The sequence below is a fragment of the Ferrimonas sediminum genome (genome assembly GCF_900100175.1).
GTDB classification, from domain to species: domain Bacteria; phylum Pseudomonadota; class Gammaproteobacteria; order Enterobacterales; family Shewanellaceae; genus Ferrimonas; species Ferrimonas sediminum.
This window is the reverse complement of the sequence record NZ_FNEM01000005.1, coordinates 229,280-239,426: the sequence shown is the minus strand read 5'-3', so window position 1 is coordinate 239,426 and position 10,147 is coordinate 229,280. Positions and strand designations below refer to the sequence as shown.

General features: G+C 53.6%; 11 protein-coding genes. 3 read left to right on the top strand and 8 right to left on the bottom strand.

Translation table 11 applies throughout. The annotated features are described in order from the left end of the window. Positions 1–27 precede the first annotated feature (27 nt). Positions 28–726: a Crp/Fnr family transcriptional regulator gene (locus BLT77_RS08765; protein ID WP_090364818.1), complete on the bottom strand. Its 699-nt coding sequence runs from the start codon at positions 724–726 to the stop codon at positions 28–30. Positions 727–998: 272 nt separating this feature from the next. On the opposite strand from BLT77_RS08765, the gene BLT77_RS08760 reads away from it, so the two are divergent. After that, entirely contained in the window at positions 999–3,089 is a 2,091-nt protein-coding gene (locus BLT77_RS08760) for a hypothetical protein (protein ID WP_245709901.1), read from the top strand. Between the two features lie 289 nt (positions 3,090–3,378). Here BLT77_RS08760 and BLT77_RS08755 read toward each other — a convergent pair whose 3' ends face one another. The 4 genes from BLT77_RS08755 to BLT77_RS08740 form a co-directional block, all read right to left on the bottom strand. Further along, on the bottom strand, positions 3,379–3,942 hold the full coding sequence (locus BLT77_RS08755; protein ID WP_090364814.1) for a VOC family protein: 564 nt from the start codon (positions 3,940–3,942) through the stop codon (positions 3,379–3,381). A gap of 78 nt (positions 3,943–4,020) precedes the next feature. Beyond that, positions 4,021–5,058, bottom strand: coding sequence for an alkene reductase (locus tag BLT77_RS08750; RefSeq protein WP_090364812.1), 1,038 nt, complete (start codon positions 5,056–5,058; stop codon positions 4,021–4,023). A gap of 80 nt (positions 5,059–5,138) precedes the next feature. Then, the gene (locus tag BLT77_RS08745) at positions 5,139–5,903 is read right to left on the bottom strand and encodes an SDR family oxidoreductase (RefSeq protein ID WP_090364810.1); all 765 of its coding nucleotides are present in this window, start codon (positions 5,901–5,903) and stop codon (positions 5,139–5,141) included. A gap of 31 nt (positions 5,904–5,934) precedes the next feature. Continuing rightward, a complete protein-coding gene (locus tag BLT77_RS08740) occupies positions 5,935–6,495 on the bottom strand; it encodes a carboxymuconolactone decarboxylase family protein (protein ID WP_090364808.1) in 561 nt (186 codons plus the stop codon). Between the two features lie 611 nt (positions 6,496–7,106). Between BLT77_RS08740 and BLT77_RS20010 the strand changes: the two genes are divergently transcribed. After that, complete coding sequence (locus BLT77_RS20010) at positions 7,107–7,427, top strand: hypothetical protein (RefSeq protein WP_143026593.1); 321 nt, start codon at positions 7,107–7,109, stop codon at positions 7,425–7,427. A gap of 225 nt (positions 7,428–7,652) precedes the next feature. Then, positions 7,653–7,907 (top strand): transposase, encoded by a 255-nt coding sequence (locus BLT77_RS20660; RefSeq protein WP_425431726.1) that lies wholly within the window; start codon positions 7,653–7,655, stop codon positions 7,905–7,907. Between the two features lie 476 nt (positions 7,908–8,383). Here the strand turns inward: BLT77_RS20660 and BLT77_RS08730 are convergent, their stop codons facing one another. The 3 genes from BLT77_RS08730 to BLT77_RS08720 all read right to left on the bottom strand — a co-directional run bounded on the left by BLT77_RS08730 (position 8,384) and on the right by BLT77_RS08720 (position 9,989). After that, positions 8,384–8,917: a peroxiredoxin-like family protein gene (locus BLT77_RS08730; protein ID WP_090364805.1), complete on the bottom strand. Its 534-nt coding sequence runs from the start codon at positions 8,915–8,917 to the stop codon at positions 8,384–8,386. A 158-nt stretch (positions 8,918–9,075) separates the two neighbouring features. After that, complete coding sequence (locus BLT77_RS08725) at positions 9,076–9,612, bottom strand: nuclear transport factor 2 family protein (protein ID WP_090364803.1); 537 nt, start codon at positions 9,610–9,612, stop codon at positions 9,076–9,078. A gap of 53 nt (positions 9,613–9,665) precedes the next feature. Beyond that, positions 9,666–9,989: a putative quinol monooxygenase gene (locus BLT77_RS08720; RefSeq protein ID WP_090364801.1), complete on the bottom strand. Its 324-nt coding sequence runs from the start codon at positions 9,987–9,989 to the stop codon at positions 9,666–9,668. Positions 9,990–10,147 lie beyond the last annotated feature (158 nt).

Genomic DNA, 10,147 nt, shown 5'->3' with positions numbered 1-10,147 from the left:
TCCAGACGATGAACGCTGGCCGGTTGTTTAACACAGGCTCCAGTTGTGGGCGGACGCTTTGCGAAGGAACCCTTGTCGCTTAAGGGCCGCCATTGCCCGGCTTACGGATTCTTCGCTGGTCGCCAACAGGGAGGCGCAGTCCTGGTTGCTCGGCAAATAGAAGGTTGCAAACTGATCGGAAAGAAGTGACTCAAGAATGCATAAAAGATTGATAACCCTCTTCTGTACTGGACCTTGGGTCAGGTACACGTGGTGGTTGTCAGCAAGGAGGCTCTGTTCCTGCCATTGCGCCATTAGCCGCTGATAAAGCTCCGGTTGCCGTTTTCCAAGCTGGTGCAGCGTGCTGACAGGAATGCGGCACAGATTGGTCGGGCCAATCGTCACTGCACTGTGTTGGTAGTCTTGCTCAATCAATGCCTCCAGCCCAATGGCCGACCCTGTTCCAAGCAAGCGGACGATCCTGTCTCCGCTTGCTGAAGAGTACAGTGACAGCTTCACGCTGCCGTTTCGGATGGAATACACCGCCGGCGCCTGTTGGCCCTGGTGGTAGATGGTCGCGCCAGGCTCGAAGTGATAATGATCTATTGGAGAGAGCACAAGCCTGTCAGTTTCGACATCCAGCCCGGCAAACAGCAAGCGATCGCGTACCACACAGCGGGCACAATCAACCTTTTCTAGTCTGCGCTTGGGATTGCCGAGGCTCGTCTGGGTAAAGTTCCGTTTCATCTTCTGGCTCCTCGCCACAGGCCGGAGGCGGCAGTTCAGTGATAACTGAACTCAAAAATGCGATTTATCAACTCTCTTTCCCACAGCTTTTCTTAGATCTAATTGTGTGAAGGGGGAGGGCAAACTCCGCAACGGCGCTTGGGATCTCCAGTTCCTATGGGCTTAATCGAAAGTGTAGACTTTCAACGAGTTTCGTTCCCCCTTTTCGTGCAGGTCCGGTGTACGCCTAGTTTCTGCCGCGGCCTGCTTCTGTTTCTGAACTACAGGGGGTTATGATGAACACACTGTTGAAACGGATCTATGCGCCTACGCCGGTTGCCCTGCTCGTATACTGTTCACTCTTTTCGGTGGCCAGCAATGGACAAGAGCCTGCGGCTGCGTACACCTCTCCACTACACACGTTTTCCATGGGCGATCTTCTCGTCGACTTTAAGGGGCGGACCTTTACCCAGGATTCCGCCGCGATATGCGGATTGCCTGGGGGTGTCAGTTGTCCCAATGCGATCGACCCCGCGACCGGCCAGCCCTATGTCTACCCAATCGTCGACAAGCAGAGCATTACCCTCTACCCGGTGGATACCGAGTTTGGCTTCGAGGTGGTGGATTTCCTGGGGGCGGAGGGGAAAGAGCTCTCTCCACGGGATTACCTGGAGGGTTACATCGGCAATATCACCGAAGGTGACGAGATCGTCGGCGTCAAGATCTCCAATGCTGAGACCGATACCTACAAGGTTAAGCCACCACTGGGCACCTGGTGCCAGGGGTTGGGGGGGACATCGGTCAAATGTTCCTCCGAGCACTACACGGTGATGGAGCACTCTCTGACCTGCCATGAAACCGTCCCCTATATGCATGCCAATCCTGACAACGGGGAGCAGGCGGTGCTGACCTTTTCCTCAGGAGAGGAGTCGCTCTGTAAAGAGGCAGGTCTTGATGATGAGCATGTCATCGTCGGCTTAGGGACCTCTTTGGAGGACTTTTCGCAACTGGAACCCAACGACAACCTCAGGGTCGATCAGGATATCGCCGTCAGCTCAGACTACTCCATCACCGTTAAAGACGATGGCAAGGCGCTCTATCGCTGGGGAGGGCTGATTAAGCGCCCCAATGATATTCGCCTCTATGCTCGGATCCCGTTGCCGCAGGAGTGGAAAGAGCCTGGCGCGGACTATGCGATCGAAAGTGCCAAACTGGTGGTTACCCACTGGATCACCAACAACCCCAATGACCAGTTGCGGCCGGAAGACCTCGAAAACGAGGCGGCCACAGGCCGCAAACCCTCCTATTGGGAGGACATTGATGGTAACCGGTTCTCGGCCAAGAATTGCTTCGAGGGTGATGGCGATTTCATTGAGGAGAACACCTATTTTCGTCATCAGAACAGCAGCTACGCCATTCCGACGGGAGTCGCTCCGCCGGCTGATAGCAGGTTGTCGAAGGATCTTATTGATGGTTACACCAACGCCTATTACACCAGCATCGACCGTGATCCCTTCCAGTGGTCCTATGTGAACATCGCCGAAGAGGCCGCCAAGCGGTATAACTTCCTTGGCTTCGAGCATCCGCTGACTGCTGAGGAGGTAGCGCAACAGGGGCTTAGGTTGGTGTCCGGACCTCGTTGGCGTCTGAGGGCCAATAAGTTTGGCCAGGATATTCCTGGGCTGGAGATCCCGTTGGCTGAGTGTACTGTCCCTCCCTATACCCACGACAATATCCGCTACGAGGTCGGTACGCCGGTTACCACGGTGATCAACTTGCTTGACTGGGACGATATAGATGGAACAAGCCCATCTCCCCTGGCCAGCAGCCGGGGCTGGGTCGAGGTCGCCAACAATCTGGCCGTTGAGGTTCAACCGGGGGTGGTCAGCATTCAGGATGGCATCGAGTATCCGGTGTCCACCAATGGCTTGCCCATGACCGAGGACTTCGATCTGGCGGTATACATCAAAGGTGACCGTAAGCCGACAGCCCTGTTTACCGCTCAACTGGTGATCAACGATGAGAGGCCTATCGAAGCGCTGCCAGACGGTTTGAGCATCAGTGCTTTCAAGGTTCCGGAGAAAGTCAGCACCTATAAGGATAACGTCCTTATCGCCGCCACCGTTACCAATGAGGACACGGCGCTGGCGTCCGGATATGGCGAGTTGGTAATTGTGGGGACCAGCGAGGAGAGTGGGGAAGTGGTTGCCCAATTCTCTGCCTCCATCGACGGGCTGGATCCGGGTAGCAAGCAGCTTTACGACTTCCGCTGGACCAGCCCGGGTGAACGTGGATTGATTATCTGGACCGCATCTGTCCTGCAAGAGGGCGAGGTGATCGCTGAACTGTCCGATGTAACCCTGGTGCGCTCAAAAGGGCAGTAGGAGATAGCGATACAGCCGCGGCCTGAGTCATTCGCAGGGTTGGCGATGGCGTCGGCTGTGAGGGAGCCGGATACCGGCTCCCTTTTTACAAGAATTGAAGCCTTGCTCTTGCCCGAGACCGCGTTAGGGGACTCTGAGGCTTTCAACGTCTCTAGTGGTTGATTGGCTGGCGCCCTTTCCGAGAGCAGGGTTTTTCTAACCAACAGGGTGTCTAGAAAATTGGTGGCGATTCAGTTCCAGACAGAGAAGCCAGCCCCGACGGGCTGGCTCTCGTTCGACTGCCCTAGCGTTAGGGTTTAAACAGGCGGTCAGTTGTCTCTTTCTCATAGGCCATGCCATTGGGGTAGCTGACCAATTCCAACTGCATCCCCCAGGGCGACAGGAAATACACCCAGGTCACGCCGGCGTTGGGGCCTTCAGTCATGGTCTTAGGCTGCCCCATGATCTCCAGTTGTTGTTCCTTGAGGTAGGTCACCGCGGCCGCCATGTCCTCGACATAGAAGGCGAGATGATGACCGCCGATGTCGCTGTTTCTGGGGACTGTGGTGTTTTGCTCTGGCGCCCGGTACTGGAACAGTTCCAGATTGGCACCGTTGCCACAGCGCATCATGTTTAGCACATCAATTTCGGCGCGGGGATCGACGTTGAGATTTTCCTGCATCCAGTTGCCTTCGGGATCTTTGAATGGCCCCATCTCGAAAAACACCTGGCAACCCATCACCTCGGTAAAGAATTCAGTGGCCTGCGTCAAGTTTGGCACTGTCACCCCGATGTGGTCGGGGCCCCTCATACCGGGAATGGCGGCCTGGGCCGACCCCACGGCAAACCACAATAGCGTAAGCAATTTTTTCATTTGGTGTTCCTCTTTATCATTACCGTGTCGTTGTCGATAAACGTGGCGGTAGTGCCGATACCTAAAATATAATTGGGCCTATACCAGTTCGTTCAGCATCTCCGGGTTGTAGGTCGTAAGTGGCTGCTCGGCGCGTACCCTGGCAACGAAATCCGGGTTGGCGATAAGCGGCCGACCAATGGCAATCAAGTCTGCGTCACCGCTTGCTAACGCCTCACGGCCACTGTTGACACTGTAGCCGCCGCAAGCGATCACCGTTCCACTGTAGTGACGACGAATATACTGGGTGACCGTCCCCGCCAGGTGCTCCTGGTAGCTGTCCTCAAACATTCCGGTATGCACGTAGGCCAGGTCGTATTGATCCAGGCGTTGCAGAACATGATCCGACACCGCCTTATCTCGGGCGTCATGTTCCAGGTGAATATAGGCCGCGGGAGAGATGCGTAGGCCGACCTGGCCAATCTCCCGCTTTGCCGCATCCAGAACTTCAAACAGGATACGGGCCATGTTCTCCTCGCTGCCCCCCCAGTCATCGGTACGACGGTTGGTATCCCAGTGGAGAAACTGATCCAGCAGATAGCCATTGGCAGCGTGGACCTCGACGCCGTCAAAACCGGCTTCCCTGGCATTGGCGGCGGCCTGGGCAAAGTCCCCGATCATCTGCCTGATTTCTGCCTCGGTCATTTCCCGAGGCATACCGTATTGCAAATCGTCGGTACGGGGGACGCGCCCGGTCAGGGCCACCGCTGACGGTGCCAGGGGTTGTTCGCCCTTAAGGTAAATGGGGTGGGAAACACGACCGGTATGCCAGATCTGGGCAAAGATTCTGCCCCCGTTCTCGTGGACTTTCCGGGTCACTTTTTTCCAGCCTGCTATCTGTGCCGGGGTAAAGATGGCGGGTGTATTGGGGTAGCCCATGGCGCTGGGTGAGATCATCAGTGATTCGGTGATGATCAGGCCGGTGTCGGCACGACGGCCATAGTATTCCACCATGGCCTCTGTCGGTACCAGGTCATCATCGGCCATGCTGCGGTTCATGGGGGCCATGACGATGCGATTACTCAGGGTAAGGTCATTGCCTAGCTTAAATGTGTTGAATAGTACGTCTCGATTCATCGACGGTGCCTCATGGTTAACTGATTTCATCGGCGGGTAACCCGGACTATCCGGGTTACCCTTAGGTCATCGTGCTTGGATTAATTCAACCAACGGGTCTGGTTCATGCCGCCATCGGCCTGAACCTCGGCACCGTACATAAAGCTGGAATCGTCCGACGCCAGGAACAACGCCACCGACGCCATCTCATGCACTTGTCCCATGCGCCCGGCTGGCAACCGTTCGGCAAACATGGAGCGGAAGCCGCTGATCTCTTCCTCCGATGCACCGGCCTTCTTTTCAATGTCAGTAATGACCGGTCCCGGGCTAAGTACGTTGATGCGGGCACCGTATTTTTTCAGTTCCGGTGTGAAGGAGCGGGCCAGGGAGCGCACTGCGGCTTTGGTGGCGCTGTAGACAGACAGTCCGGTAACGCCCATCTCATCCAGGCAGGAGGAGGTGAGTACCACCGAGGCCCCTTGATTCAGGTGCGGTAAGGCGGATTTAACGGTGAAAAAGGCGCCCTTGAAGTTCACATCCGAATGCAGGTCAAACAGGGCTTCGTCGGTCTCTTCCAGTGGTGCCGGGGTGCTCAAACCGGCATTGGCAAACAGGACATCAACTTTGCCGATGCGCTTCTCTACACAGGCAAAGAACGCTTCCAGACTGGGCAGGTCACGAACATCGCCGATAAACCCGATAGCGCTGTCACCAATTTCTGCCAATGCGGCATCCAATTTTTCTTGGGAGCGGGCCAGAATCGCGACTTTGGCGCCCTGGGCAGCAAATACTTTAGCGCTCTCCAGTCCAATGCCTGTATTACCACCGGTAATGGCGACGACTTTGTTTTCAAGTTTGTTGTTCACAACGGTTCTCCGTTAATGTGTAATTTGGTGGTTAACGTTCACTGATTGGTGACCATCGCTTTGCAATCGAGGCTCCATCCATCTCGGTACCCACCAGATGATTGGTATAATTACTCATCACCTTGAGCGTGATCAGGGCAATGACTTCCAGCGCGTTTTGTTGGTTGTAACCGGCATCAAAGAAGGCGTTGATCAGTGTCTGTGATACCACTCCCCGTTGCTCGGCCAGCTTCAGTGCAAAGCTCCTCAGTGCGGCGAGTTTGGGATTGCCGATGGGCAGGTCATCGCGAATGGCGTTAATCACTTCCATATCGATGCCCTGTGTTTCGGCGTACTGGCTATGGCCGGCCATGCAGTAGCGGCATTCGTGAAAGCGGTTGACCGTCATCAGCACAACCTGGCGCTCAGTGGGAGTCAGATCCATGCTGCCCGCCTGTTCAGACAAGTAGACATAGCTATTGAGCAAGGCTGGCGATCCCGCCATATAGCCCAGCAGGTTGGGTAAATTGCCAAAAGACCGGCTAGCCACCTCAAGTTGAGCCAGGGAATCTTGGGGCGCGTTATACAAGCTGTATTTGCTAAAGCTGTTCATCGAATCTCCCCCGTTTAACGCTGTTAAATTGCAGTGGCGCCAAGATAACCAATGCTGAAGGGGGGGAGAACCCGGGACAGTTGAATAGCATCTATTCAAATTTGGAATGGTTACAGCCAACGGTGAGTTAGAATAGAGGCATCAGAATAGGGTTTAAGCATGATCGGGTGTCGTGAATATCCCGCCTATGATGCGAGAGGCTCCTCAGGCCTATTAGCAATAGGCCGCAGCCAGAAATTGCTTTGTTGATTCGCCTGACTCATTCACCAAACGGTACGTTTTGACGCTTAAATAATGGCAAAATATCTCAGGGTATACGCATAATCAGCCTCAATTATTAAGACGCTACCCAAGTAAACTTCAGTTTTACCAAGGCTCGATCAGTCATAATTATTCCAGATTAGAATGGCTGCTATTCTGTTTGGCGCAGTTTTATTCAACATTTTCGATGGCTATCATCTATCCCGTCACTCAGAGAGCTTGTTTTTCGGTGACCATCGGGGCAGCCATGGTTGCAACAGTCATTAGGTATTTGCCGACTGCCCATCACGCTCATTATTTCGAATGCCTCGAACTGGTCTTCGAATTCACTTTGTTAAAAAGGTCTTGTTATGTTTAAAAAATCAATGATTGCCGCGACAGTGTTATCTCTGGTCTCCATTTCATCACTTGTTAGTGCCCAGGAGGTTCTTGATTTAAGCGTAGTCTCATCCGGGGCCGGTGCCCTGGTAAAAGTGACACGTGAAAACCAGCCCGTTGTAGGAGCCGTGGTCACAGCCAATTCAAATAAAGTTGAGGGTGTGACAGATAGGAATGGTCAGGTTTATATTTCGATACGAGATGTGGAAGCAAAACCAGTATTGTTTAATGTCACCGATGATGAGGGAAACTCTGCAACGGCCACCCAGTTTATTACTAAAAATCATCGCTAAATATTAATGCGATAGCTTGTCCCATATAATATCCATTTATTACTATGGAAGGCAGCCGTACATGCATGAGCAAACAGATTGCCGTTTGAACACTCTTATGCTGGAGTCGACATACTGATTCCAGTATAAGAGCCCTCTGTTTAAATCGTGCAGACGATCATACTCCCGCAACCAACCTCGTTCCTGAAACCTACCCCTTATATTGCTGGTACACTCCCTCAACAAATGGAGATAGCGAGTTCCCTCTACGCTACCGCCATCGCCGACATCGATACTCATTGGGTTCTTTGGATTGGCGAGGGGCGAAGCCGGAAAGCTATCCGTCCTTTCTTCCAACCGCTTGGTGGGCGCTGCCAGGCTATTGAAGCTGTCGCTATGGATGTGAAGGCTGTCTTCTATCTGGAGGTGGCTGCGCATCGCCTCAGCGCCGAGGTGATTTATGACCTGTGCACATCATCGCCGAACGTGAGCGATAGGTAATTGACCGGTTACGAGCAGATACAGCCAATGGACTCACTGCCGACCAGCAAGTCCGTGGCAGGGCAAACAAGGTCACTGGCTATTGCTGAAGAGGTGGGAGAACATGAGTGACAATCAGGAGTCGTAACTCGAAAAGTCGCTTAGGGAAAACCATGCGTTGAAGGTGTTTGATCTAACCTGAGAAAGGCTGAAAGGGGCGGGGTAAGCAGAGAGGAAGGCGATGGCTGAAAGCCTGTGGCAACGGAGTTGGCAGCAGGCACAAGAAGGCGCATCAAGCCGTTGATGGATTTCGCTCGCACACCTAGGCCTTATCTCAATTGCCTCCCGGCTCCAGTAGAGTACCGGCTACAAACCCGCAGGCCAGAAGCGATGCGCAGCAAGGCCAGAGTGATGACTCTTACGGTCGACGGGTTCCCGGCCAGCACCTTCCCCTTTTACAGGTTCGAGCTGCTGTTCTCGGAAACCCGCTCCTGACTTTATTCGTAGGTTCCACGAATAGGGTAGTTATTTTCCGGGTTGCGGATAAATGCCAGCCCTGACAGCAACACTTCCAACTCCGGTCGAACGAAGGGGCCGTTGGAGATGTCCAGCACCTGCACCTGGCCCTTGTCGTTGATTACATAGAGTCCGGGTTCGGCAAAAGGGTGATCGGTTTCCTGGGGCGAGCGTGGATTCGAGATGTACAGCCCCAACTGCTGCATCTGCTCGATACTCAGGCCGTAGCCAATCGGATAACTGGCCTTCAGTTCGGCCATGTGGCCCCGTGCCTGTGACTCGCTGTCCGCAGAAACGGCAACGATATCGATACCAAGTTGCCGAAATTGTTCTTTCAGCTTTTCAATTTCATTCAGGTAACGGGTACAAAGTGGGCAGTGTTTACCCCGATAGACCACCACCATGCGCCAATCGGCGCCATTTTGAGGTGTGCCCAGGGTGATGGTGCCATCGTTAACGGTGGGGAGTTGAATTTTCGGAAATTGGTCGCCTGCCGCAAATTTGGACAATGTCATTGATAATCCCTCGGTCGTCGCCTTGCCGCCGCAGCGCCAGAGGGCGATAGGTTTGAAAAGGGAGCAGTAGCCGTTGAGTCCAGAATGTAAGGGAAGGGGTCAACGAGTGTGGCTACTGCCCAACAGTGGCTATGATGAAAAGGGCTCGCTACAAAACTTTAGATGCTGATGTAGTTATAGCTGTCATCCTCTTTATTGCGTTTACCGCGGTATTTGTCGCTGTAATTTTCGGCCCAGATCGCGGTGGCATCCTGATTTTGATTCCAGTCAAACACCGTTGAGCGGTGCTTGATTTTCCATTCGCCGTTGCGTCGTTCGAATCTGAAGTGATGGCGTCCACCCAGGATACCCTCCTTATCGACCCCTCCCTCTTCATGAACGTGGTAGGCCCAGACGTAGCACTCTGCGGTAGCAGTGTCACCGTCAATCTCGATCAGGGGGTTGCTGATGCGGTGCTGGGTGGTCTTCAGCGCCTTGAAGCCCTCCATCGCCGGCTCGACGAAGGCGTGGGCGTTATCGTTATAGAAGAACAGATCCGGGAAGATCGGATCCTGATGTTCTTCCACCGCGTCTTCCCAGTAGGTTGACTTCATCAGTTCGCCATCAACCCGGTCCAGTGCGCGGGCAAACTTATACATCACCTCTGTCATCTCCTGCTTATCCAGCAGTTGCTGCAGCTTTTGTTGCATATCCATTCTCTATTCCTCGTGTCTAATACTATGGCTCTACATCGTTACCCTGACGGGCCTTACTTGCTTTCCCACTCGTCAATCGGGTCCAGCACGGCGAACTGACGTGGGCTGGCCAGAAGATCCGGGAGGTAAGCCTCGTATTCATCGCGGTATGATTTGCCCTGCAGCTGGTTTTTCATAAAGTCATCCATGGACGGTTCGTTCCAGCGCTCATACAGGGTGAATTTATTGGGGTTATTGGCGTCCCGATGAAAATAGGTCGACACGAAGGTGTCCTCCTTGGACATCGCCTCCAGTACCCCGGTGGCACCTTTGATGAACTTGTCGACGCACTCTGGCTTAACATCAAACTCAACATAAAAAACAAGATGTTTGGACATAACTGGTTACCTCTATTTTCATGAACTTGCTGGTGTCATTGGCATCATGGTGCTGGGGGAGGTAAAGCTCTTCTCCTTTGCCATGTGGTCAACGACTTGAGCAAGGTGGGCAAGAACTGCCGCCATTGATTCCAGGTTGTTGATTATTGTGTATAAAA

What these genes read in the sequence shown, in the direction of transcription:
- BLT77_RS08750 (WP_090364812.1), bottom strand. Translation starts at nt 5,058, where the DNA reads ATGAATCGAGACGTACTATTCAACACATTTAAGCTAGGCAATGACCTT.
- BLT77_RS08725 (WP_090364803.1), bottom strand. Translation starts at nt 9,612, where the DNA reads ATGGATATGCAACAAAAGCTGCAGCAACTGCTGGATAAGCAGGAGATG.
- BLT77_RS08755 (WP_090364814.1), bottom strand. Translation starts at nt 3,942, where the DNA reads ATGAAAAAATTGCTTACGCTATTGTGGTTTGCCGTGGGGTCGGCCCAG.
- BLT77_RS08760 (WP_245709901.1), top strand. Translation starts at nt 999, where the DNA reads ATGATGAACACACTGTTGAAACGGATCTATGCGCCTACGCCGGTTGCC.
- BLT77_RS08730 (WP_090364805.1), bottom strand. Translation starts at nt 8,917, where the DNA reads ATGACATTGTCCAAATTTGCGGCAGGCGACCAATTTCCGAAAATTCAA.
- BLT77_RS08740 (WP_090364808.1), bottom strand. Translation starts at nt 6,495, where the DNA reads ATGAACAGCTTTAGCAAATACAGCTTGTATAACGCGCCCCAAGATTCC.
- BLT77_RS08720 (WP_090364801.1), bottom strand. Translation starts at nt 9,989, where the DNA reads ATGTCCAAACATCTTGTTTTTTATGTTGAGTTTGATGTTAAGCCAGAG.
- BLT77_RS08765 (WP_090364818.1), bottom strand. Translation starts at nt 726, where the DNA reads ATGAAACGGAACTTTACCCAGACGAGCCTCGGCAATCCCAAGCGCAGA.
- BLT77_RS20660 (WP_425431726.1), top strand. Translation starts at nt 7,653, where the DNA reads ATGGAGATAGCGAGTTCCCTCTACGCTACCGCCATCGCCGACATCGAT.
- BLT77_RS20010 (WP_143026593.1), top strand. Translation starts at nt 7,107, where the DNA reads ATGTTTAAAAAATCAATGATTGCCGCGACAGTGTTATCTCTGGTCTCC.